General features: G+C 71.3%; 24 protein-coding genes and 1 riboswitch. Of the genes, 7 read left to right on the forward strand and 17 right to left on the reverse strand.

What is annotated here, in order from left to right; genetic code table 11:
• Positions 1 to 129: 129 nt before the first annotated feature.
• Positions 130 to 3,075 carry a phosphoenolpyruvate carboxylase gene (ppc, locus tag BBK14_RS03145; RefSeq protein WP_083390682.1) on the forward strand — a complete coding sequence of 982 codons (2,946 nt, stop codon included), beginning with the start codon at positions 130 to 132 and terminating at the stop codon, positions 3,073 to 3,075.
• Positions 3,076 to 3,113: 38 nt separating this feature from the next.
• Here the strand turns inward: ppc and BBK14_RS03150 are convergent, their stop codons facing one another.
• The 9 genes from BBK14_RS03150 to BBK14_RS03190 all read right to left on the reverse strand — a co-directional run bounded on the left by BBK14_RS03150 (position 3,114) and on the right by BBK14_RS03190 (position 12,748).
• The gene (locus BBK14_RS03150; protein WP_071059712.1) at positions 3,114 to 4,685 is read right to left on the reverse strand and encodes an MFS transporter; all 1,572 of its coding nucleotides are present in this window, start codon (positions 4,683 to 4,685) and stop codon (positions 3,114 to 3,116) included.
• A 314-nt stretch (positions 4,686 to 4,999) separates the two neighbouring features.
• On the reverse strand, positions 5,000 to 5,377 hold the full coding sequence (locus tag BBK14_RS03155) for a transglycosylase family protein (RefSeq protein WP_071059713.1): 378 nt from the start codon (positions 5,375 to 5,377) through the stop codon (positions 5,000 to 5,002).
• An 11-nt stretch (positions 5,378 to 5,388) separates the two neighbouring features.
• Positions 5,389 to 5,566, reverse strand: a riboswitch (cyclic di-AMP (ydaO/yuaA leader).
• A 371-nt stretch (positions 5,567 to 5,937) separates the two neighbouring features.
• A complete protein-coding gene (locus tag BBK14_RS03160; RefSeq protein WP_071059714.1) occupies positions 5,938 to 6,828 on the reverse strand; it encodes an SDR family NAD(P)-dependent oxidoreductase in 891 nt (296 codons plus the stop codon).
• Between the two features lie 119 nt (positions 6,829 to 6,947).
• Positions 6,948 to 7,868, reverse strand: a complete 921-nt coding sequence (locus tag BBK14_RS03165; protein WP_420849120.1) for a HAMP domain-containing protein — start codon at positions 7,866 to 7,868, stop codon at positions 6,948 to 6,950.
• Between the two features lie 67 nt (positions 7,869 to 7,935).
• A complete protein-coding gene (locus BBK14_RS03170) occupies positions 7,936 to 8,544 on the reverse strand; it encodes a response regulator transcription factor (RefSeq protein ID WP_071059716.1) in 609 nt (202 codons plus the stop codon).
• 178 nt (positions 8,545 to 8,722) lie between these two features.
• A complete protein-coding gene (locus BBK14_RS03175; protein ID WP_420849121.1) occupies positions 8,723 to 9,256 on the reverse strand; it encodes an FAD:protein FMN transferase in 534 nt (177 codons plus the stop codon).
• 70 nt (positions 9,257 to 9,326) lie between these two features.
• Positions 9,327 to 9,803, reverse strand: a complete 477-nt coding sequence (locus tag BBK14_RS03180; RefSeq protein WP_071059717.1) for an FMN-binding protein — start codon at positions 9,801 to 9,803, stop codon at positions 9,327 to 9,329.
• A complete protein-coding gene (locus BBK14_RS03185; protein WP_071059718.1) occupies positions 9,800 to 11,245 on the reverse strand; it encodes a ferredoxin reductase family protein in 1,446 nt (481 codons plus the stop codon). The genes BBK14_RS03180 and BBK14_RS03185 overlap by 4 nt, the downstream gene beginning before the upstream one ends.
• Before the next feature lie 111 nt (positions 11,246 to 11,356).
• Entirely contained in the window at positions 11,357 to 12,748 is a 1,392-nt protein-coding gene (locus BBK14_RS03190) for a serine/threonine-protein kinase (protein ID WP_071059719.1), read from the reverse strand.
• A 342-nt stretch (positions 12,749 to 13,090) separates the two neighbouring features.
• On the opposite strand from BBK14_RS03190, the gene BBK14_RS03195 reads away from it, so the two are divergent.
• The gene (locus BBK14_RS03195; protein WP_241831080.1) at positions 13,091 to 13,825 is read left to right on the forward strand and encodes a fibronectin type III domain-containing protein; all 735 of its coding nucleotides are present in this window, start codon (positions 13,091 to 13,093) and stop codon (positions 13,823 to 13,825) included.
• Positions 13,826 to 13,859: 34 nt separating this feature from the next.
• Here the strand turns inward: BBK14_RS03195 and BBK14_RS03200 are convergent, their stop codons facing one another.
• Complete coding sequence (locus BBK14_RS03200) at positions 13,860 to 14,249, reverse strand: PPOX class F420-dependent oxidoreductase (protein WP_071059720.1); 390 nt, start codon at positions 14,247 to 14,249, stop codon at positions 13,860 to 13,862.
• Positions 14,250 to 14,451: 202 nt separating this feature from the next.
• Between BBK14_RS03200 and BBK14_RS03205 the strand changes: the two genes are divergently transcribed.
• On the forward strand, positions 14,452 to 14,886 hold the full coding sequence (locus BBK14_RS03205) for an HIT family protein (protein WP_071059721.1): 435 nt from the start codon (positions 14,452 to 14,454) through the stop codon (positions 14,884 to 14,886).
• A gap of 55 nt (positions 14,887 to 14,941) precedes the next feature.
• Positions 14,942 to 15,217, forward strand: coding sequence for a cell division protein SepF (locus BBK14_RS03210; protein ID WP_071059722.1), 276 nt, complete (start codon positions 14,942 to 14,944; stop codon positions 15,215 to 15,217).
• Between the two features lie 4 nt (positions 15,218 to 15,221).
• On the opposite strand, the gene BBK14_RS03215 is transcribed toward BBK14_RS03210, so the two are convergent.
• A complete protein-coding gene (locus tag BBK14_RS03215) occupies positions 15,222 to 15,971 on the reverse strand; it encodes a response regulator (RefSeq protein ID WP_071059723.1) in 750 nt (249 codons plus the stop codon).
• Complete coding sequence (gene macS / locus BBK14_RS03220; RefSeq protein WP_071059724.1) at positions 15,958 to 17,283, reverse strand: MacS family sensor histidine kinase; 1,326 nt, start codon at positions 17,281 to 17,283, stop codon at positions 15,958 to 15,960. The genes BBK14_RS03215 and macS overlap by 14 nt, the downstream gene beginning before the upstream one ends.
• Positions 17,284 to 17,417: 134 nt before the next feature.
• On the opposite strand from macS, the gene BBK14_RS03225 reads away from it, so the two are divergent.
• The gene (locus BBK14_RS03225) at positions 17,418 to 17,672 is read left to right on the forward strand and encodes a YiaA/YiaB family inner membrane protein (protein WP_241831082.1); all 255 of its coding nucleotides are present in this window, start codon (positions 17,418 to 17,420) and stop codon (positions 17,670 to 17,672) included.
• A 280-nt stretch (positions 17,673 to 17,952) separates the two neighbouring features.
• Positions 17,953 to 18,861, forward strand: coding sequence for an LLM class flavin-dependent oxidoreductase (locus tag BBK14_RS03230; RefSeq protein ID WP_071059726.1), 909 nt, complete (start codon positions 17,953 to 17,955; stop codon positions 18,859 to 18,861).
• A 67-nt stretch (positions 18,862 to 18,928) separates the two neighbouring features.
• Here BBK14_RS03230 and BBK14_RS03235 read toward each other — a convergent pair whose 3' ends face one another.
• The 4 genes from BBK14_RS03235 to BBK14_RS03250 all read right to left on the reverse strand — a co-directional run bounded on the left by BBK14_RS03235 (position 18,929) and on the right by BBK14_RS03250 (position 21,474).
• Positions 18,929 to 19,222: a ribbon-helix-helix protein, CopG family gene (locus BBK14_RS03235; RefSeq protein WP_071059727.1), complete on the reverse strand. Its 294-nt coding sequence runs from the start codon at positions 19,220 to 19,222 to the stop codon at positions 18,929 to 18,931.
• Entirely contained in the window at positions 19,215 to 19,367 is a 153-nt protein-coding gene (locus BBK14_RS39460) for a hypothetical protein (RefSeq protein ID WP_241831083.1), read from the reverse strand. The genes BBK14_RS03235 and BBK14_RS39460 overlap by 8 nt, the downstream gene beginning before the upstream one ends.
• Positions 19,368 to 19,675: 308 nt before the next feature.
• Positions 19,676 to 20,251, reverse strand: a complete 576-nt coding sequence (locus BBK14_RS03245) for an HhH-GPD-type base excision DNA repair protein (RefSeq protein WP_071059812.1) — start codon at positions 20,249 to 20,251, stop codon at positions 19,676 to 19,678.
• A 188-nt stretch (positions 20,252 to 20,439) separates the two neighbouring features.
• Entirely contained in the window at positions 20,440 to 21,474 is a 1,035-nt protein-coding gene (locus tag BBK14_RS03250) for an aldo/keto reductase (protein ID WP_071059729.1), read from the reverse strand.
• A gap of 88 nt (positions 21,475 to 21,562) precedes the next feature.
• On the opposite strand from BBK14_RS03250, the gene BBK14_RS03255 reads away from it, so the two are divergent.
• Positions 21,563 to 22,171 (forward strand): TetR/AcrR family transcriptional regulator, encoded by a 609-nt coding sequence (locus BBK14_RS03255; RefSeq protein ID WP_071059730.1) that lies wholly within the window; start codon positions 21,563 to 21,565, stop codon positions 22,169 to 22,171.
• 494 nt (positions 22,172 to 22,665) lie between these two features.
• Here BBK14_RS03255 and BBK14_RS03260 read toward each other — a convergent pair whose 3' ends face one another.
• Positions 22,666 to 23,310, reverse strand: a complete 645-nt coding sequence (locus tag BBK14_RS03260; RefSeq protein WP_071059731.1) for a dihydrofolate reductase family protein — start codon at positions 23,308 to 23,310, stop codon at positions 22,666 to 22,668.
• Positions 23,311 to 23,317 lie beyond the last annotated feature (7 nt).

Consider the following 23,317-nt stretch of genomic DNA (forward strand, 5'->3'; position numbering starts at 1 on the left):
CAGCGAGCCCCGCACCCGCAGAGCCCGCACCTGCAGAGCCCGCACCCGCACCTGCCCCGCAGACACGTCCTCACCTGATCGCTGTCGCGGAGAGCTCTTCCGCGACATCAACCCATCGGAGACGGCGGCGTGACCACCACACCTGGCATCCCCGGGACGGCGAGCACCGAGAGCCCGGAGAGCAGCAACAACCCGGCGAGCACCGGCAACCCGGCGGACGGGCGTCCGGACCAGCAGGCCCAGGACCCGGGCGGCTTCTCCGGCGGCGTGTCCTCCGACGCGCGCCACGCGGCCGTCCGCGCCGGCGTGCGCCGCCTCGGCGCGCTGCTCGGCGAGGCCCTCACCCGCCACGAGGGCCCGGAACTGCTCGCGCTGGTCGAACGGGTCCGCATGCTCGCCCGCGGCGAGGACGGCGGCACCGAGCTCGCCGCCGTCCTCGACGGCGTCGACGCGCGGCAGGCGATCCTGCTCGCCCGCGCGTTCACCGCCTACTTCCAGCTCGCGAACATCACCGAGCAGTTGCACCGGGCGCGGGAGATCTCCGACCGCCCGCGCAGCCGGCTGCGCGACCTCGCCGACCGCATCGCCGAAGCGGTGGACGAGGGGGCCGTCGACCCGGGCCTTCCGGCCGAGGTCATGCGGCGCCTGCAGCTGCGCCCGGTCTTCACCGCGCACCCCACCGAGGCCAGCCGTCGTTCCGTCCTGGAGACGCTGCGCGGCATCGCCGACCTGCTCGACGCCACCGACGACCCGCGCCGCCCCGGCGCCGACGACGAGCGGCTGGCCCGTCGTCTCGCCGAGCTGGTGGACGTCCTCTGGCAGACCGACGAGCTGCGGGTGGAGCGGCCGAAGCCGGCGGACGAGGCACGCTCGGCCGCGTACTACCTCACCTCGATCGCCACCGAGGTCCTGCCCGACCTGCTGGAGGAGCTCGACACCGCGTTCGCCCGGATCGGGGTCGAGCTGCCGGTGGCCGCCCGTCCGCTGGCCTTCGGCTCCTGGGCCGGCGGCGACCGGGACGGGAATCCGAACGTCACGCCGGAGGTCACACTGGAGGTCCTCAACCTCCAGTACGAGTTCGGCATCCGGGCGCTCACCGCCCTCGTCGACCGGCTGGTCCGTGAACTGACGGCGTCCACCCGGGTGGTCGGGGAGGTCAGCGGCGACCTGCTCGCCGCGCTGGCCGCGGACCGCGCCGCGCTGCCCGAGGTGTACGACCGCTTCATCCGGCTCAACGCCGAGGAGCCGTACCGGCTCAAGTGCAGCTACATCCTGGCGCGGCTGGCCGGCACCCGCGCCCGGCTGGCCGCCGGCGCACCGCACGTCCCGGGCAAGGACTACCTGCGGCCCACCGACCTGGTGGACGAGCTGGAGCTCATGCGGGTCTCTCTCGCCGCGAGCCACGGCGAGCTCGTCGCGAACGGGCCGCTGCGGCGCGCGATCCGGACGGCGAGCGCCGTCGGTCTCTCCCTGGCCACCCTCGACATCCGCGAGCACGCCGACGCCCACCACGCCGCCCTCGGCGCGATCTACGACCAGCTTGCCGAGCTGGACGTCCCCTACCGCGACCTGGACCGGCCGGCCCGGCTCGCACTGCTGTCGGCCGAGCTGGCGGGGCGCCGGCCGCTGCTCGGTGCCGTCCCGCCGCGGCTGCCCGAGCGGGTGGCGCGCACCCTCGAACTGCTCACCACGGTGCGCCACGCGCTGGACCAGTACGGCGACGGCGTCATCGAGAGCTACATCGTCTCGATGACCCGCGACGCCGACGACATCCTGGCCGTCGCCGTGCTCGCCCGCGAGGCCGGCCTGGTCGGCCTCGGCCGGCCACCGGGGACGTCCAGCGGCCCGGGAAGCGGCACGGAACGTCACGGGCCCGCGGTGCCGGCGGTCGCGTGGGCGCGGATCGGGTTCGTGCCGCTGTTCGAGACCGTCGCCGAGCTGCGCGCCGCGGGGACGCTGCTCGACCGGCTGCTCGCCGACCCGTCCTACCGGGCGCTGGTCGCGGCACGCGGTGACGTCCAGGAGGTCATGCTCGGCTACTCGGACTCGTCCAAGGACGCCGGCATCACCGCGTCCCAGTGGGAGATCCACAAGGCGCAGCGTGAGCTGCGGGACACCGCCCGCGCCCACGGGGTCGTGCTGCGGCTCTTCCACGGCCGCGGCGGATCGGTCGGCCGCGGCGGCGGCCCCTCCGGCGAGGCGATCCTCGCCCAGCCGTTCGGCACCCTGGACGGGCCGATCAAGGTCACCGAACAGGGCGAGGTGATCTCGGACAAGTACACCCTGCCGCAGCTGGCCCGGCAGAACCTGGAGATCACCCTGACGGCGGTGGTGGAGGCGTCCGTCCTGCACCGCACCGCCCGGCTCAGTGAGCAGGCGCTCGCGGGCTGGGACGGGACCATGACGGCGGTCGCGGACGCGGCGAAGGACGCCTACCGCTCCCTCGTCGCCGACCCGGCCCTGGTTCCGTTCTTCCTGGCGGCGACGCCGGTGGAGGAGCTCGGCAACCTCAACATCGGCTCCCGCCCCTCGCGGCGGCCCGGCGGCTCCGGAGGGCTGGCGGACCTGCGGGCCATCCCCTGGGTGTTCGGCTGGACGCAGGCCCGGATCATCCTGCCCGGCTGGTTCGGGGTCGGCTCCGGGCTGGCGGCGGCGCGCGAGGCCGGCGCGGGCGGGGAGCTGGCCGAGATGTACCGCTCGTGGCATTTCTTCCGGACGTTCCTCGGCAACGTCCAGATGACCCTGGCGAAGTCGGACCTCGCGATCGCCCAGCGCTACGTCTCGGCGCTGGTCGACCCGGCCACGGCCGCGCTGTTCGACGTCATCCGGGACGAGCACGCGCGGACGGTGCGGGAGGTGCTGGCCGTCACCGGGCAGGCCGGCCTGCTCGAGACCGCGCCGGTGCTGCGCCACACGCTGCTGGTCCGGGACGCCTACCTGGCCCCGCTGCACGCGTTGCAGGTCTCCCTGCTGGCCCGCACCAGGGCGGCCGGTGACACCGCCGACCCTCAGCTTCGCCGCGGCCTGCTGCTGACCATCAACGGAATAGCCGCCGGCCTCCGCAACACGGGCTGATCGTCAGAGCGCGGGCGCAGGGCCGGGCGGGTGGTGGGTCAGGGGCTGGGCTCCGGTTCGGCGGTCACCGGGTGGGCGGCCTGCTGGTTCCCAGCCTGTGGGGTCGCGGCCGGTGGGGTGGCAACCTGCTGGGTTCCTTCCTGCGGGGTGGCGGCCTGCCCGGGAGCGGGGGTGGTCAGGAGGCGGGACCGGGTCTGGTCCGCGGTGCGCCGGGCCCAGGTGCCCGTCGTCGCGAACCCCAGGGCGAGGACGGCGGCGCAGGCCGCGACCACCGCCCACCAGGCGGCCGTGCTGGTGGGGTCGATCCCGACTCCCGGGCCGTCGCCGACGGCCCCGACGGCCCCGACCGTCGCGGTCGCTGCCGCGGCGGAGCCGATCACGGCCACGCCCAGCGACTGGCCGACCTGGCGGCTCGTCGAGGCGACCGCCGCCGCGACCCCGGCCTGCGCGAGCGGCATCCCGGAGACCGCAGTGTTGGTGATCGGCGCGTTCACCAGGCCGAAGCCGGTCCCGAAGAGGACGTAGGCGACCATCAGGGTGGTGACGGAGGTCTGTGGGGACAGGCCCGTCATCGCCGCGCTGCCGGCGGTCAGGGCGACACCCGCGGCGAGCAGCGACGGACGCGGGCCGAAGCGGCCCACCGCCCGGCCGGACAGGGGCGCGATCACCAGGGTGGCCAGCGCCATCGGCAGGGTCAGCAGGCCGGCGTGCAGCGCCGAGTAGCCACGGACGTCCTGCAGATAGATCGTGTTGAGAAAGAGGAAGCCGGCGAGGGCGCCGAACGCGCACACCGCGATCGCCGTCGCGCCGGAGAAGGGCGCGCTGCGGAAGAAGCGGACGTCCAGCAACGGCTCGGTGCGCCGCGACTCGTAGCCGACCAGCAGCGCCGCCGCGGCGACCGCCACCGCGAACAGGACGAGCGTTTCGGCGGACGTCCAGCCGGCCGCGGGCGCCTCGATGATCGAGTAGGTGAGGGTCGAGAGGACGGCGATCACAAGGAGCTGTCCGACGGGGTCCAGGCGGCGTGGGCTCGGCGCGCGGGACTCGGGGACGAAGCGGTGCGTGAGCACCAGCGCGGCGAGCCCGATCGGGATGTTGATCCAGAAGATCGCCCGCCAGCTCACCGTCTCGACGAGGATGCCGCCGAGCACCGGGCCGAGTGCCATGCTGATCCCGATCACCGCGCCCCAGAGACCGATGGCTCGGGCCCGTTCCCGCGGGTCGGTGAACGTGTTGGTGATGATGGACATCGCAACCGGGTTCAGCATCGAGCCGCCGACGGCCTGCACCATTCGGAAGGCCACCAGCCAGCCGAGCCCGGGCGCGAGGCTGCACAGCAGCGAGCCTGCGGTGAACAGGGCCAGTCCGGTCTGGAAGATCCGGCGGCGGCCGAGCCGGTCGCCGGTGGAACCACCGAGCATGAGCAGGCTGGCCAGGACGAGGGTGTAGCTGTCGATCGTCCATTGCAGGCCCGCGGGCGACGCACCCAGATCCCGGCGCAGTGCGGGCAGGGCCACGTTCACGATGGTGCCGTCCAGCCCCACGATCAGCAGACTCATGCAGCAGATCGCGAGAACGGCGAACCTGCGGCGGCTGGTCGGCTCGGCCATCGACAACCCACCTCTCCGGCCGCCGCCAACTCGGCCGCAGGTGCGCGGGCGGACGACTGTTCAGCGTACGGCAGGTCTCTTTTCCTCGCGCTCGTGCTTCCTCGTCCTCGCGCTCGTGCTTCCTCGCGCTCGTGCGACGCGGCCGGTGGCACCGAAACGCCGGTGGCCCGGGTGTCGACACTGACACCCGGGCCACCGATCGCGTTCCACGGACCATCTGTCACGCTCAGCCAGGCTGGTCCGTCACCTGTCTGCTCCATTCGACGGCCGCGTCAGATTCATTCGACGGGCCGCGTCAGAGCCTGGGGGCTGGGTCAGAGCTTGGGGCCCCAGCAGCTCTTCGAGGCGTACCACGGGCTGGTTCCCTGCTGCGCGTACAGGATGTGCGCGCGCTTCCACTGCTCGGCGACGCTTGCGTTCTGCGGGAGACCCTGACCACCGACACCGCGCCAGGTGCTCGGCAGGAACTGGAACAGGCCGCCCGCGCCGATCTCGTTGACCACGCGGGGGTTACCGCCGGACTCGCAGGGCACAACCGCGCTCAGGAAGCGGTGTGCGTCCGGCCGACCCGCGGCGCTGGCGGGCTGTGACATCGCGATTCCGCCGCCGATCGTGGCGGCGAGGAGCGGTGCGACAAGCAGCGCACGGCCGCGGCGGATGGAACGACTGGTCTTACGAGCACGCGAAGCCATAACGGACAAAGTGATGCCCCTCCCCACGCCTGCGAAGTTAGCTGTCGGGTTCGGGCTGGGATTTACCCGGTCGCGCTACGCGACTTCACCCCGAGGACGTCTGTGATCGACGCCCGAAGGTTGGTTCCCCCGCTCCCGCCCTGAGGTTTGTTGTTCACCGGGCGGGGCAGGATTCGGCGTGTCGCCCGGTGCGCGCTTTCCTGAACGAAAGCACGGCGCAGACGTTACACACAACGGACCAACAATTGCCAAGGCTCTGTGGCGAGCGCCACATGGCCCATCGAAACCTTGAAGATTCTCCGTAGACGGTGTATCACGCGCGCAGGCGCGTTCCTCTTTAACGGACCTTCCCATCACCGTGACCGCCCCGCCACGATGGCCGAGAGCGGTGACACGGAGAGTGGGTGACATGCTCACCTCGGCGCAGGAATTCGACCCGTGAACCGGGAAGAAGTTGCGCGAGCATCAAGTTGGAAATGGTCCCGGCGTTCGTCCGGGCACCACCCAGACCTGTTGACAGGCCCCTGATGCGGACGAGTCATAATTTCGTCCGTTCCGGGTCAGATTTCCGGAGTCGGCAGCGCAACCTCCGGAGCCGGCAGAGGCACGACCCCGTGGTGCGCGGTCAGGCCCCCGTCAGCGACCAGCGTCGTTCCGGTGATGTAGGACGACTCGGCGGAGGCCAGGAACCAGACGGCCGAGGCCAGCTCGCCCGGCTGCCCCCAGCGCCCCATCGGAATGCGGCGGCTCACCGCCGCGGTGGACGCCGGGTCGGTGCGGTGGCGCGCGGTCAGCGCCGTCTCGGTCAGGCCGGGGGCGACGGCGTTGATCCGGATGTTCTGGGCGGCGTGGTCGAGCGCCGCGGCCCGCACCATGTTGATCACAGCCGCCTTGGACGCGTTGTACGCCCAGTTCCCCGGTTCGCTCTGCAACCCGCCGCTGGAGGCGGTCACGACGATTGAGCCGCCACCGCCCGCCCGGAGCGCGGGGACCACCGAACGGATCCCGATCGCGACGCCCCGCACGTTGACGGCGAGGATCCGGTCCAGCCGGTCGATCGCGCCCGGGGCCTCCCACGGCAGCGTCGTGCCGATCCCGGCGTTGAGCACCGCGACGTCCAGCCGCCCGAAGCTCGCGAGCGCCAGCTCCGCCATGGCGGCCCCGGTCTCCTCGACCGAGACGTCCCCGACCATCGGGACGATCCGCGGCTCCGGCCCGCCCGCCGGCCGGGAGTCCGCCCCCGTCACGGCACCGGCATCCGCCGCGGTCCGGGGATCCGCCGGGGCCACGGCGGGCCGCGGGGCGCGGGACTGTGCTCGGGTCAGCGCCGCCAGGCCGACCTCGTCGACGTCCACGGCGACCACGCCGAACCCCCGCGCGGCGAACAGCTCCGCGCACGCCCGCCCGATCCCGGATGCCGCTCCCGTGATGACGACCGCCGAGGTGACCACACGTCCTCCACGAGCTCCGAGAGACCTCACCAGCACGGCAAGTCCCGCCCGCCGGACGGATCCCGGCCGGCCGCGCCGAGATCAGCCTGGCGGGTCGCGGTGAACGGAGCCGATCCAGCTCATGACGAAGAGGGATCGGGGCGGGGCAGGACGAGCCGGAACGTGGCGCCGCCGCCCGGTGTCGGCCGGTGCTCGGCCCGTCCGCCGTGCGCGGCGGCGACGGCCTCGACCGTCCGTCCCGGGCTGACGGCGCGGACGAAGCGTCGCAGGCGCCGCTCGGAGGCCTCGCGGGCGCGGAAAGACGCCTCGATCTCGGTGAGCATCGTGTTGAAGGCCAGCCCGAGACGCCCCACCTCGGTACCACGGTCCGTGTCGGTGACCCGTTGAGTCAGGTCGCCGTCCGCGATCATGCCCGCGGTGTGTTCGATACGGGTCAGCGGGCGCAGCCCGAGGCGGATGATGACGTAGGCCAGCGCGGCGAGCACCACCAGCATCGCCGCGCTCACGATGATCTCGATCCTGGTGACGTTGTCGAGAGTGGTCTCCATCTCGGCGAAGGGCACCGCGACGACCAGCACGTCTCCGTTGCCGAAGCGCTCGGCGAGCAACCTGAACCTGTCCCCGCCGCCTTCGGCGGGAACCGTCCACAGGGAGGCGGTCGCCAGGTCGGGCCGCACCGGGGCGGCGGCGAGCATGCTCTGGGTGACGGCCGGGCGCCGGGTCGGTGCCGCGGGGCCGTTCGGGCCGGGGCTGGTCTCGGCCACTCGCCGGCCGGCGCTGTCGTACAGCGCCCCGTAGGTGCCGACGAGGAACGCGGTGCCGAACCGTGGCGCCCGGTCGTCGGCGTCGTGGTGGTGGTACGGCATGTGGTCCGTGTCGCCGCCGAGCAAGGTCTGTTCCATCACCGGGTGGGCGTCGCGCACCTGCCGGTCCAGCCGGCCGAGCAGGTACGACTCGACGGCGTTCTGGGTGCCGAACGCGCCGAGCATCAGGCCGAGCGCCAGCAGGCCGACCAGGGCCAACAGCAACCGTGCCCGCAAAGAGACCATCCGCGAGGACACGAGATGCCGACGCAGGACGCGCCGGGGCGGGGCGGGGCCGGATGTCTCACCGCGGCAGGCGCAGCGCGTAGCCAACCCCGCGCACCGTGTGGATCAGCGCCGGCGGCGCGTCGTCGATCTTGCGGCGCAGATAGCTGACGTAGGTCTCCAGGACCCGGGCGTCACCGCCGAAGTCGTGCCCCCAGACGTGGTCGAGGAGTTGGGCCCGGGTCAGCACCTTGCGGGCGTTGACCAGCAGGTAGTGCAGCAGCCGGTACTCGGTGACGGTCAGCTCGACGAGGCGCCCGGCCCGGCGCAGGATCGCCCGGACCCGGGCGACCAGCTCACTGACCACGAACGGCTTCGTGACGTAGTCGTCGCCGCCGAGCGTCAGCCCGTGCACCTTGTCCTCGGTGGTGTCGCGGGCGGTCAGGAACAGCGTCGGCACGTCCCGCCCGGCGTTGCGCAGCCGCTGGCAGACGGCGAAGCCGTCGATGTCGGGCAGCATGACGTCCAGCACGAGCAGGTCGGGCGGCTCCCGCGAGACCTGCGTGAGCGCCGCCTGCCCCGAGTGCGCGGCGCTCACGTCGAAGCCCTCGTAGCGCAGCGCCATGGCGACGAGATCGGTGATCGCCTCCTCGTCGTCAACGACGAGGACCCGGACGGGACGATCCATCCGCTCAGTGTCACCTCCCGTCAGTGTCACCTCCCGTCGGGACGTCCGGCGGCCGGCCTCGGGGCGGTCGCTCGGACGGCCGGCCGCGGGGCTGTCTCGGCAGCCGGCCCCGCGGCGGTCGTGGTGACCTGGCCCGGGAAGCCCGCGGAGTGCGTGAGCCGCCCGGTGGTGCCGACCGTCAGCCACTCCCATCCCCGGCGGGCGAGGTGGGTGAGCAGGGCCGGCGCCTCCGGCCCGGCGGCGAGGGCGGCGGTGGCGAACCCGTCCGCGAGCGTGGCGTCGGCACCCACGAGGTCGGCGCCCACGAGGTCGGCGCCCACCCCGAGGTGCCCCGCACCCGCAGGTCACCGGCGGCGCTGACGCAGTGGCTCGGGGCACCCGCGGCGGTCAGGGCCGTCGACGCGGCGTCGGCCGCCCAGCCCTTGACCAGCCCGGTCGGCTCCAGCGTGCCGTCCCCGCGCCAGGCGGGGTCGAACCATCCCCCGGTCTGCTCCCGGCATTCGGCGGCCGCCCGGTACACCTCGCGGACATGATCCGGACAGTTGCCGAGCTCGATCTCGCCGCGGCGCAGCCGCGACACCCAGGACGTCGCCCGGAACGTGCTGAAATCCTCGTCGACCCGATGCAGCACACGGACCGCGGCACCGATCGCCGCGTCCAGGCCGACCGCGTCGAGCGGCGAGCGGACGTCGATGCTGACAACCGTGCCCATCACCGGTTCGGGGTGGCTGCGTCCCGGTCGCGACGGGCGCGACGGGCGCGCGTCCTGGCCGGCGCCGGCCCTAGACACCGGCGGCGTCCAGGGCCGACTGGACGGACTGGGCGTACCCCTGGCTGGTGTAGGACGCGCCGGAGATGACGTCGATCTGGGCGCTCTGGACGTCGAGCACCTCCTGGCGCAGCAGGGGCACGGCCTGGTCGTTGATCTCCCGGTCGCGCCGCTCCCGGTCCGGCAGTTGCACCGCCACCACATCGGTGATCCTGCTGCCGGTGAGGACGACCTGGACCTGCACGAGGCCGTACCGGGTGTGGACGGCGTCGCCGGTCACCGTCCGCGTGGTGGTCCCGCTCGTCGAACCCGTGCCAGTACCGGAACCCGTTCCCGTGCTGGTGCTGGTCGTCGCCGGTGTCACGGCGAGGGTGGAGGGATGCGCGCCGATGCCCGTCGCCGACTTCGCCCCGACGACGAGGACAACCGTCCCCAGCAGTGCGGCGAAGCCGAGACGCGCCCGGTAGGGCCTGCCCGCGTTCTCGTTCATCTCAGCGTGAACTCCTCGGTGTGGATCTGCTCGTCGGACAGGCCGAGCTCGCGCAGGGCCCGGACGACCGCGAGCGTCATGCCGACGGGCCCGCAGACGAAGACGTCCCGATCGGCGACGTCCGGCACGGCGGCGGCGAGATAGCGGGCGGCCAGCGGATCGTGGCCGAGCTCGCGCCGGGATCCGACCACACGGTGGACCACAACCCGACCGACGGCCGGCCCATCGGCAGTCGGCCAACCGGCGGCCAGCCGGTGATCGGCCAGCTCGTCGAACTCGCTCCGCAGCGCGAGGTCGGTCGCCCTGCTCGCGCGGTGCACCACCACGACGTCGTCGCCGCGGCCGGCGAGATCCTCGGCGAGCGCGCGGATCGGGGCGATGCCGCTGCCGCCACCGACGAGCAGCGACCGGCCCCGGGTGGCGCGCTCCGCGGTGAAGTGCCCGAACGGACCCTCCGCGACGACCGGCGTCCCCGGGCGCAGGTGGGCGATCGCGCGGGAGTGGTCGCCCGCGTCCTTGACGGTGATGCGCAGGCGGTGCGGCTGCGCCGGCGCGGACAGCGAGTACGGGTGGGCGGTGACGGCATGCCCCCGGGCGGCGAACCGCCAGAGCAGGAACTGCCCCGGCCGGGCGCCGAGACGATCCAGGTCACGGCCACGAATCCACACGGAGACCACACCGGGCGCCTCGGTGACCACCCGCTCCACAGTCATCCGATGCCGGACGACCGCCGCGATCGGCAGGACCAGACGCCAGATCACCAGGCAGGCCGCCACCGCGACATACATCCCCTGCCACAGCAGCGTGTTGACGGGATGCTCGACGAAGTCCGCGCCGGTAGCCGTCTGATGGGAGTACACGAGGAGCACAGCCACGTAGGCGCTCAGATGCAGCAGGTACCAGATCTCATAGGAGACGTGCCGTCGCAGCGCGCGGGCGCTGGCCACTCCGACGGTGACGAACAGCAGCGCGCCCGCGGTCGCCTTCCACATCTCCGGGTAGGTCATGATCACTGTGACCAGTTCGGACAGCGGCTGATGATGCGCGGTCAGGCCATACCCCCACACCACCATCAGGACGTGGACGGCCATCAGCAGCACGACGTTCGTCCCCAGGCCGCGGTGCCAGGCCGCCAGCCGATCGAACCCGACCGCGCGTTCGAGCCCCGGCACCCGCGCCATGAGCAGGAGCTGCACCAGCATCAGGTAGGCGGCCAGCAGCCCGGCGACCCGTCCGAGCGCCGTCAGGAGCAGGCCGCCGCCGTGAAGGCTCGACGCCGAGGTGCCGAACCACCACATGGCCACGACCACGACGCCCCAGGTCACCAGCCCGACGCGCACCCCGAGCGCCGGCAGCCGGGCCGGCGCGGACCACCGCCCACGAACCGCCCCCGGTTCCGGTTTCAGTCCCGGCTCCGGTTCCCGTTCCAGTGTGAGGCTCATAGCCTCGGACGATGTGCCCGGACCCTGAGAATCGGCTGTGCGAATCCTCAGAGCTTCCCAGGAAGTCGCACCGCCCCCGCGGACGGCTCGAGCCGCTCCCTCCGCACCTGGTCAGCGCGTCGGGGCCTGCCGGCGGCAGGCGTTCAGCACCGCCTCGATCTCGCCTGCCGAGGTGCCGTGAAACTCCCACAGCCGGCAGATCTCCACAGGCCGGCCGGGGCCCCCTCGACGTTCGATCTCCAGCACGTTGTTGTGAACACGCGCGTCGGCGATCTCACTCCACGGCAGACGTAGATCGTCGGGAAACCGCCGGCACCTGATCCCGTCCGGGCCGACGGTCAACAGGCCGGGCCGGACGATCGGAGGAATCAGGGCAGCCGTCCAGACCGCGAACACGACCGACCAGAGCGCGGCCGGTACGAGCGCCCAGGCCGGCAGGTCGACGAAACCCAGGACCATCCAGGGGACAGCCGCCCCGACCGCGGAGCCCACGGCCAGGCCGACGCCGATGGCCCGCCCGAGACGCGACTCCCCGTACTCGACCGTGCCGCCCTCCCCCGTCGGCCCCGTCGGCCCCGCCAGCCCCGTCGGCGCGTCGACAGACTCGGCGGGTCGGGCGGGGTGCGCACGTTCGACGGGCAGGACGACGGCAGAGCGGCTCGCCGTCCCGCGTGCGGGAGAAGGAACAGCACCGGCGGGGGCCGCGAGCACTGCGACCAGCGCCTCGTGTGCGTCCTCCGCGCCCAGCCGGACGCCGGGATCCTTGTCGAGCAGGGAGAGGATCGTCGCGCCGAGTGGCCCTGCCCGTCGGGGCGGTTCCGGTTCGTGGGAGAGCACGGCGGCCACCGTCGCGGCCTCGGTCTCCCGGGCGAACGGCGAGACTCCCTCCGCCGCCGTGTAGAGGGTGGCGCCGAGGGAGAACAGGTCGCTGGCCGCCATTGCGCGGGCTCCGGAGAAACGCTCGGGCGCCATGTAGGCGAGCGTTCCGAGCGGGCTCTGAGTGACCGTGGAATGTGATTCCAGGACGGCCACGCCGAAGTCGACGAGAACGATCCGGCCGTCGTCGCCCAGGAGAATGTTCGCGGGCTTGACGTCCCGGTGCACGATTCCGGCCGCGTGCGCCGCGACGAGAGCGTTCAGAACCGCCAGGCCGACCCGGGCGACGTCCCCGGGGGCAAGCGGCCCCTGCTGCCCGACGACTTCCGCGAGCGAGCGCGACGGGACCCACTCCATCACGATCCACGGCAGGTCACCCTCGTGGACGACGTCGAGGACGGTCACCACGTTGGGGTGGTCGCGCAGCAGGGCGACGACCTTCGCCTCGTGGACCACCCGCGCGAGCAGGCCACTCGACTCCGGGTCGGTCACCGCGGCGTGGAGCCGTATCTCCTTGACCGCGACGTTGACGTCGAGCAGCTCGTCCACCGCACGCCACACCGTCCCGTACGCGCCGGCGCCGAGTCGCTCCGCGAGTCGGTAACGGCCGGCTACCAGACGATCCATCGTCCCGTGCGGGTCGGAAACCACAGCATCCCCAGTCAGCTCACACCCCGCAGCTCGCTCAGGCTCCGCGGCCCGTGGGCGGTGCTTCGGTGCCGCCGTGGGCCGATTCCATCATGTCCCAGCTACGCGGCCGGGCGCGGCGGATATCCGGATACCAAGGATGAGGATCGCGCCGTCGGCGGATGATTGTCCGCGTGAACGGTCGTAGGATCATCGCTGGCGGCTCGCCCGCGCGGTGCCCTGCTTTCGGACCTCGGGCCGACAGCGCTGGTGGGGGCCATCGCCCGGATCTCCGATGACCGCGTTTCGTCACGAGGCCTGACTGATGTCGGAAAGGCGTCCATGGAACCGAACCCCCCGCAGCGAAACGACAACCTGCGGTTTCGGTTGGCCGTCCTCACCGGCGACCGGATACGGCGAGCCGGTTCTCTTCTCTTCGGTGACGCGGGCCGCGGGTTCCGCCGCTGGTGCGCTCTGCCGGTGGCGGTGCTGGCCGTCGCGGCGACGGGCGCGCTGTTCGCCGTCGACGCCGGGAACACCAACGCGGCGCAGGCTCACCCGGCGGGCGGCCCACCCGGCGCGGCGACCGCGGCCGCGGACCTCTCGGACAGCCCCGCCACGCCGGAGCGTGCTCCCACCGGGAGAGGTGATGCGTCCGCGCCGGGTTCTCCCGGGACGTCGCGGCCCGGCTCGGCGTCGCCATCTCCCCCACTCACCTCGGCTCAGCCGCCGGCGCAGCCTCCGCCCTCGTCGGCGTCGCGTCCCGGCCCGGCCGGCCCCGAGGCCGGTTCCGCCGAACGGGTGATTCCGCCGCCGGCCACCGGGCTCACCGCGGCCCCCGGGAACGGCTCCGCCCGGATCTGCTGGAATCCAGCACCGAACGCCACCGGCTACGTCATGTACCACCGGGACGTCACCACCGGCGAAGGCTGGTACCGGGTCCCCTACCCCGTCACCGACACCTGCAGCACCGTCACCCAGCTCACCAACGGCCACACCTACGAGTTCAAGATCCGATCGAGCAACGCCAACGGCGAGGCCGACTACTCAGGGACCGCCGCCGCCACGCCCGGCTGACATCCGTCCCGAAGGCCTGTCCGGCCGGCCGGCGCTACCCGAGCTCGACGATCCGCGTGGGATTGAGCGTGATCACGACCCGGTCCTCCCTGGGCCCCTCGAAGGTCTCCAGATCACTGCCGTAGAGGCCGAGAAGGCGGCTTAGGAACTCCAGGCCGGGATCATCGGTGATCTCCGCGGTGGCGCGGATCTCCAAGGTCCGGAAGGGATTCTGTGGATCAATGACGAACAGCGTCGCCTTCGGATGCGCCACCAGGTTCCGGTACTTCTGCCTGCTCTTGGTCAGCGAGGTGCGCACGACGTCGCCGTCGAGCATCGCCCAGATGGCGGTGACCTGGGGCTGCCCGTCGGCACCGACCGTGGCGAAGGTGACCGTACGGGGCTTCGCCAGCAGATCGCGGTGGCTGGGCGAGATGGTCAGCATTCGTGGGCTCCTCCGCTCGCTCGCGAGACGCCCGCCAGATCGGGCCAAGGCGTCGTCGCATCGACCATAGTCGCCGCCCTGGAGGACCCTGGAGACCGCTCAGGATTATCCCCCGCAGGACTTCTTTCCCAACTCGTTACAACTAAGCAGGCGTATGCGGCACACTGCGTGCGTGGCCGGAGACAGAGAGGTGGGACGCCAGGTGGGCGACAGCGAATGCGTGTTCTGCGCGATTGTCCACCGTGGAGCCGCCGCGAGCATCATCCATGAGGACGACACGGCCCTGGCCTTCATGGATCATCGGCCGGTAACGCCAGGGCATCTTCTGGTCATACCGAAGGCACACGCCGTGGGGCTGGAAGATCTCGACGAGCGGGCAGGCGCACAGGTCTGGCTGGTCGCCCACCGGCTCGGCCGCGCATTGCGTCGATCAGGCCTGCGATGCGAAGGCGTCAACCTGTTCCTCGCCGACGGCGAGGCCGCCTTCCAGGAGGTCTTCCACGTCCACCTGCACGTTTTCCCGCGGTTCACCGGCGACAGCTTCCGCCTGGACGCGGACTGGCGCCTGCGCGATCGCGGCGAGCTTGACAGGTCCGCCGAGGCGTTGCGCCTCGGCATGTCCCGGCTCGACTGTTGACTCGAAGGCAGGGTATTGGAATTCGAAGCCCATCACCACGAGGAGGGAACCCGCATTGAGCGACGACGCAAGCCCTGACGAAGAAGCCCTCGTCTTCGAAGTCGCCGACTACGGTGATGCCCATCACGCAATCACAGCTTACCGCGAGAACGGCGTCGTGATTGTGGACTACCGGGCAGCGGACGAGGCCACCCAGCGCCGGGTAGCCGACATCTGTACCGGTGCGAGCCTCGCACGCGGGTTCTCCCCGTTCAGGCTCGCCACGGGGGTTTACTTTCTGACAACCGGAAGATTCCCGACAAGGACTGAACGGCAGAAGTTCAGGGACTGATGGTTCAGGAGGCGTCGTCGTAGCCCTCCCGGACGGCGAAGCGGGTCAGCTCGACGCGGTTGCGGAGTTGGAGCTTCCCGAGCACGTTGTGAACGTGGTTCTGGACCGTCCGGTGCGACACACCCAGCTGGCGGGCGGCATCCCGGGCGGACAGGCCCTTCGCGACCAGTCTGAGCACCTCGACCTCCCGTGCGGTCAGYCGTGGAGCCGTGGACGAGCCGGGACCCGAACGTGAGCCGGAGTTCCGCGCCGCCCGGGAGTTCTCGCCGAGGACGAGCGCCGCCAGCCCGGCGGTGAAGACCGCGACCCCCCGTGCCGTGCGACGGACCGCGTCGACAAGCTCCTCAGGACGGGCCGACTTGAGCAGGTACCCGGAAGCTCCGGCCTTGACCGCTTCCAGCACATCGGCCTGCTCCCCGGAAGCGGACACCACGAGCACCGAAGCCGGAGCACCGGTGAGTGGATATGGAGACTCGGCCGAGCCGATCAGGGCACGTATCACCTCGACGCCCGAGCCATYGGGCAGTCCCAGATCCAGGACGACGATCTCAGGCCGGGTCGCCGCGAGCACGCGCAGCGCCTGCGCGACGGAGCCCGCGGTACCGACGACCACGAAGCCCGCTTCGGCGATGTCCCGGCTCAGCGCCTCGCGCCACAGCGGATGGTCGTCTACGACGACCACGCGGCCCCCGCGACGCGCCCCGTTGGGCTCGTCGACCCCGGGGACTCCGTCGTCATCGTCACCGCGGGACACGAAGCTCGACCTCCGTCCCCTGGCCGGGACGGCCGGTGACGACGACGTCGCCACCGAGATCCCGGATCCGTCCACAGACGGAGACCGCGAGACCGAGCCGGCCCTCCGCGGCAGCCTGCTCGGCCCGTCCAGGTTCGATGCCGATCCCGTCGTCGCGGACGGTCACGGTCACCGAATCGCCGTCGTCCTCGAGCAGCAGCCACGCCGAGGCTCCGGGTCCGGCGTGCGTGGCCACGTTGTCCAACGCAGCTCGGACGGCGGCGACAACCTCGTCGGCGTGATCTGCCGGTAGCGGTACCGGCGCGCCCGGGGTGGAGACCGTCACGACCGCCGGCATGTCCTCGGCCGACGGGCCGGAGATCATCCCGGACAAGGCAGGGCCGGGCGGGATCACCCGTCCCACCGCGGTCGTCGAACGTGACATCCGTGCCAGGCCCGTCAGCAGTGGCTCAAGATCTGCTTCGGGACGGGCGGGCCGCGACGATCCACCCCCACGGCCTGCCCCCCTGCGGCCTGCTGCGTCCCTGCGGCCTGGTCCCGTCTCGCGTCCGGTCGGACGTCCCAGCTCGACGGGCTGAGAGGTTCCGGGGGTACGTAGGAGATCACGCAGCGCCGACTCCTGGGCGGCGGCGAGCCTGGCGACGTCGGCCGCCGCCATACCGCGCTCCGCCTCGCGCGCGATCAACGACAGAACCTGGAGCACGCTGTCGTGGACGCCTCGGGCGAGACGCTCCCGCTCGGCGTCCCCGGCCCGCGCCGCCAGCACGTCGGCCAGCGCGGACTCGGCGCGAATGGCAGTCCGGCTCAGATAGCCGACGACGATTCCCGACACGACGAACAGGACCGCCGGCCTGACTGAGGAGTCGCTCACCGAACCGCTGGCGACGAAGGAGGCCACGGCCAGTACCGAACCGCCGGCGGCCCCGCCCGCGGTTCCGCCGGCCAGCGCGGCGCTGAACACGCCGCTCGCCGTCCACAGCGCGGGCAGGACGTCCGTGGACCCGGCCGGGCTCACCACACCGCACGTCAGCATCACGGCAACACAGACCACGACATCGGCCACAACCAGGCCATACCGCCGCCACGGCCGCCAGCCGTCGGCCGCCGGCGCGAGCCACGACATGACAACCGACCAGACCGCCAGCACACCGAACCAGGCGAGGCCACGCCCCGGGTGCGGCGTCTGGCCCAGATCGAGCCCGACCGTCGCGACGGCGTAGGCCGCCGCCACCAGGCGGAAGACGGCGAGCGATCGCCACAGCGCGCCACGCACACCTTCCGCTGCGCGAAACCGGTCCGGCCCTCGCGACATCCGCACCCGGCAAGTGTGGCAGAAAGTCCAGGTTCGAGATGAGTACGGTTACTCAGGCCAACCGGCTCCAATGAGCCGAGACTAGGCCCATGACCCATTCCAAGCCCCTCGTCCCCAGGACCACGACCGCGTTCATGGTGCAGGCCGCGCTTTCCTTCGGCATCTCGGTGGTCGCGGTCACCTACGCGATCGCCCATCTCCCGGGGGATGCGTGGATACGCGGCTTTCTCCTGCTCGGCATGCTGTATATCATCACGTCCACGTTCACGCTCGCCAAATGCGTCCGTGACCAACATGAGGCGTCCGCGGTCATCAGCCGGGTTGACCAGGCCCGCCTGGAGCGGTTTCTCGCCGAACACGACCCCTTCAAACAAACGGTCGGGCACTGACGGACGGGTTGGGGCCGAACCGTTCATCAGCTTCTGCACCCCGGCGCAATGACCACGCTGGCCCGCGAAGCCGGCGTCCGCCGAACACCGGAGCGTGGCCCTGCCGCTACCAGCCTCGGCGCGGTCTTGGCGGACGTCGCGCCGGTTGCCACGGTGCTCGGGGAGGCGCGCCACAGTCGCTGCGGCGCCCGGCTGCCGGCGATCGTCACTCGGCGCGCCGGTGCGGGCGGCACCCGCGCTCCGCGACCGGCGTAGGCAGAACGTAGGAAGGGAGAACGCCGTGCAGGACCGCGACGTGCTGTTCGGGTTCGGACTCGAGACCGGGGTCGGCGAGGTGGACGCTTTGCTCGCGCACGCGACGCAGGCCGACCGGGATGGGCTCGACCTGGTCACGCTTTCCGACCATCCGTACCTGGCCGACAGGCTGGACGCGTACGCCGCGCTCGGCGTCGTCCTCAGCCGGACGACGTCCATCACCGGCGCGGTGAACGTCACCAACACTCCGAGCCGTCCCGCGCCGATGCTGGCGCGCACGATCAGCGCGTTGTCCGCGCTCTCGGGCGGCCGGGTCGTCCTGGGGGTCGGAGCTGGCGGACTCTGGTCGGAGATCGTGAAACTGGGCGTCGAACCGCTGGCACCGGCGCGGGCCGTGCGTGCCATGGCGGAAACCATCATCCTGGTGCGGGCATTGACCGGCGGCGGCGATCCAGTGACCTTCGAGGGCGAATTCCACCGGGTGACCGACCTGGTTCCTTCACTCTCCCCGACACCCGCGATCTGGACGGGCTCGGTAGGTTCACAGTCATTGGCCGTCACCGGAAGGCTGGCCGACGGGTGGATTCCCGGCCATGCCGCCGACTGGCTCAGCTCACGGTTCGCCGAGTCGCGCCCGCTCATCGACGAGGCGGCCGCAGCGGCCGGCCGGAACCCGGCGGACGTCGCGACCATCTACAACGTGCAGGGCCGCATCACAGCCTCGCCGTTGCCCGCTTTCCGTGACGATTCCGGCCGCTGGTTCGGCGGATCGGTGGATCAGTGGGTGGACGAGCTGACATCGGCCGTCCTGGAGCACGGAGCCGCCGGTTTCATCTGCTTCCCGGTCGACGACGGGACCGGGACGGACGTTGCGCTGGGCAGGTGGGCACGAGAGATCGTCCCGGCGGTGCGCGAGGCGATCGACAGGCCCTGACGGGAGCTGAGTTGCCACTGGCGTGGGCCGTTTTCCGCCCTCCTGCGGACTGTTTGCGGATTGCAGGTCACGCTGATTCGCGGAGGACCCTGCGCACAATCTCTTCGACCTGCTCCACGCTCACGACAGGAGCCTCGGGGCTCTGCACCGCCCGGGCGAGGATGCGCCGGACCAGAGCCGAGGTCGGCAGGTGCTCGGCGGCCGCACGGGCCTTGAGAGCCTCCGCCAACGACGCGGGAACCCGCACGGACACGACGGCCTGCTCGGCTTCCACGGCCTCCGCTTCGGCAGCCTCGGACTCCTCGGCCGCGTACTCGGCTCGGATCGCGTCACGCCGGGCACGCCTGGACGAATCAGTCACCGCCGCTCTCCCCCTCCAGGTAGTCCCGAAGATCGCTTCCACGGGTCTTCCACGCGGTGATCCCAGCCTCGTCGATCGGATCGACGATCACGGTCAGCACGAACCCGGCACTGCGCGAGTACCCGATCAGGCGGGCCGCGCCCATCCTGCTCCTCGGCTCCGGGTCACGAACGACCCTCCGCGGATCCTTCACCGCCTCCAAGGTCCACTCAGGTTCGATGTCGGTCGCGCCGGGATAACGATCAGACCGATGTCGGATGTATTCCGCGTCCTCCTGGTCCCACCAAAGGCCGTCCACCACAACTTACAGTGTCACACATCTACTCACACGGGTGAACGAGGGTCAGACACCGACTACAGCGAGGCAACACGGCACCCGACGCAGACGCGCGACCCTGGCCATCCAGCGGGCGCCCTGCGGACTGCCTGAAGGGTTCCCGCGAAACCCGCAGGTCAGGCCGTTATAGCCCTCGCCGCCACCTTCATCTGCTTCTTGTACTCGCGGACCTTGTCACGGCTCTGCTGATCGACGATGTCGGCCACCGACAGATAGCTCCCGGTCTCCCCGAACGGGGCGGTAGCCTCCCGCCAGCCCGGAGCCTTGACCCCGAGCTGCTTGCCAAGCAGCGCCACAAAGATCTTCGCCTTCTGCATGCCGAAGCCAGGCAGCGCCGCCACCCGCTTCAGCAGGTCCCGTCCGTCCGCCGCGGTGGTCCACACCCGAGCGGCATCGCCGTCGTAGCTGTCGATGACGATCTGACAGAGCTTCTGCGTCCGCTGAGCCATCGCCGCGGGGAAACGGTGCAGCGCGGGCTGGATGGAGAAGGTCGCCGCCAGTTCGTCCGGGTTCATGGCGGCCAGATCGGCGGGATCGAGCGAGCGACCGAGACGGCGCGTCAGCTCCAGCGGGGCGGCGAACGCCCGCTCCAACGGGATCTGCTGGTCCAGAACCATGCCAATAAGGAGTGCAAGCGGATCGTTGGTCAGCAGCTCGTCCGCCTCGGCGACCTGGCTCAGATGCAGTCCCACGAGGACACCGTAGCCAACCTCGGGGCAGAGGCCGTCATACCGGTGGTCGGACCGCGATGAAGTCAGCGGCCTGGGCGTCTGCCGACGGGCGACAGCGATCTTCTGCGAACGAGGCCGAACCGGCAGGTCCGGCTCCTCGCCGCCGAGCACCGTCCGGGCAGGCCACCGGCCGGATATTGGCCGCCGCCCTAGACCGGCGACGGGTTCAGCCGGGCGAAGCCCTCCTGCCGTTGGTACGGGAAGTACGGGTAGGGAGCGGTGCGGGCGCTGGCCGCGTCCAACCGTGCCATCTGTCCCGCGGTCAGCGACCAGCCGACCGCCCCGAGGTTCTGCCGTAGCTGTGTCTCGTCCCGTGCGCCGATGATGACGGAGGACACCGTGGGCCGCTGGAGCAGCCAGTTGAGGGCGATCTGCGGCACGGCCTGACCGGTCTCCGCAGCAATCTCGTCGAGCGCGTCGACCACGGTGAACAGGTACTCGTCGTCCACCGGCGGGCCGTAGTCCGCGGTGGCGGGTAGCCGGCTGTGCGCGGGCAGTGGCTGGCCGCGACGAATTCGGCCGGTCAGCCGACCCCAACCCAGTGGGCTCCAGACGATCGCGCCGACGCCCTGATCCAGGCCCAGCGGCAGTAGACCCCACTCGTAGTCGCGGCCGACCAGCGAGTAGTAGACCTGGTGCGCCACATAGCGCGGGTATCGGTACTTCTCGGCGATGCCGAGGGACTTCATCAGCTGCCAGCCCGCGAAGTTGGACACGCCTAGATATCGAATCTTGCCGGCCCGCACCAGATCGTCCAGGGTGGCCAGAACTTCCTCGATCGGGGTGCCTGCGTCGAATGCGTGCAGCTGGAAAAGATCGATGTAGTCGGTGTTCAGTCGGCGCAGGGCGGCGTCGCACGCGGCGAGCAGCCGGGCACGGGACGAGCCGGCGTCGTTGGGCCCATCGCCGAGGGGCAGGCTTGCCTTGGTGGACACGAGCACCTGGTCGCGCCTGCCCCTGATGGCCGCGCCGAGCACCTCCTCGGAGGCGCCATCGGAATAGACGTCGGCGGTGTCGAACATGGTCACATCCGCCTCCAGGCAGATGTCCACCAGGCGCCGTGCCTGGTCAGCGTCGGTGTTGCCCCAAGCCCCGAACAGCGGACCACGGCCGCCGAAGGTGCCGGCACCGAAGCTCAGTGCGGGAACCAGCAGCCCGGATGCGCCCAGGCGCCGATACTCCATAGCAACCACCTAACGATTCTCCAGTTCCGTTAAGATGACTCGACCGTACCACACGGAAAGGCACTAGTGGAACTGGAGACCCGTTACCGTGAATGAGGACAGCGAGCCGGGGACTGTTCGGCCCGGCGGGCGCACCGCACGGGTGCGGGCCAGCGTGCTGCGGGCGGCCGGGGATGTGCTGGCCGAGCGGGGTTTCGCCCACCTGGACCTGGCCGACGTGGCGCGCCGGGCCGGCGTCGGTAAGACCACTGTCTACCGGCGGTGGGGGGCGGTTGCCGGCCTGGTGGCCGACCTGCTGGCCGAGATGGTCGAGGAGTCCGTGCCGCATGCCGAGACCGGCTCCCTGCTCAACGACCTGAAGGCCAACGCCAACCTGGTACGGCGCACCCTGTGCGACCCCCGCCAGGGCGCGTTGTTCAAAGCGGTGATCGCTGCCGCGACCTATGACGAGCGCACCGCGCAGGCACTGCGCCGCTTCTACGACGCCCGAGTCACCGAGTGGGCGCCGTGTGTGACACAGGCGATCGACCGTGGCGAGGTACCCGCTGGAACCGATCCGTGCGAGGTAATCCGCGCCGTCTCCGCCCCGCTGTACTATCGCCTGCTGACCATCGGGGAACCGCCGGACGAGACCGCGGCCGAGCGCGCCGCCAGGGCGGCCGCAGCCGGCGCCCGCGCCGGGGTGTACGTGCGGTGAGATCGCACGCACCACGGTCGCCGACCCCGGATGCGATCGAAGCGACCCCGACCCCCAGCCACGTCCGTCGCCGCCGGGCAGGAGGACGAAGCTGTTGACGCGTCCGGCCCGGCGGCCGTGTCACCCGGCGCCGGGCGCTAGCTCGTTCGAGCGGCGACTGGCATGGATCACCGTCGACGCCAGCAACGGTTGGCGCCACACCACTGCGGGTCAGGGAGCTGTGCCGCTACTCGGGCGGTCACGGCTGGCATGGGGCGACTCTGGCCGGCTACGAAGACCGACCTGGTACCCGGATGACGGCCATGTCTCGCGCATTGTCCGCCGGCATGGTCGTCACCCGGGGAAACGGCCGTTGACCGCGGGCTGGTTCGCCGCGCGGTCGGCCACGTCGCGCCACGTGACGGCTGCCCGGCGCCGACCTGGTCCGAGACAAGGCGACCCGAGCTGCGTCACTCATGACGGTCACTCCTCAGTCGGTGTCTGTTGCCGCGTACCTATCGCCGCCAGAAGAAGTGGTGCACGACACCGCTCGGGCTTGGCACGCGTTCCAGGTGGTAGCGGTCGGTCAGCTCGTCCGGGTCATCCCAGAGACGGAGACCACTGCCGAGTTCATGCGGGGCGACGGCGATGTGCATCTCGTCGATCAGGTCCGCGTCGAGGAACTCGCGGATGGTCGTGACGCCACCGCCGATGCGCACGTCCCGGCCGTCGGCGGCGGCCTTCGCCTGCTTCAGCGCTTCGTGCGGCGTCGTGTCGAGGAAGTGGAACGTCGTGTCGCTCAGGGTGAACGACGGCCGAACGTGATGCGTGAGCACGAAGACCGGCGTGTGGAAGGGGGGCTCGTCTCCCCACCAGCCCTGCCACTCGTGGCCCGGCCAGGGGCCACGGATCGGACCGAACTTGTTGCGCCCCATGATCTCGGCGCCGATGTTACGGGTGAAGTCACGTACGACGTGGTCGTCGAGCCCTCGGGTGCCGCCGGGATCGGTGCGGTGAACCCAGCTGTCCGTGGCACCGGCCCAGGCGAACAGGTCACCAGGGTCCGCCTGGCCGAACGGGCGTTCGAGGCTTTGTTCCTCGCCCGCTCCGATCCCGTCCTGGCTGACGCTGAAGCAGTGGACCCGGACCCGCTGTGTCATGGCCTAC

It is taken from the genome of Parafrankia soli, assembly GCF_001854695.1.
In the GTDB taxonomy this organism is placed as follows: domain Bacteria; phylum Actinomycetota; class Actinomycetes; order Frankiales; family Frankiaceae; genus Parafrankia; species Parafrankia soli.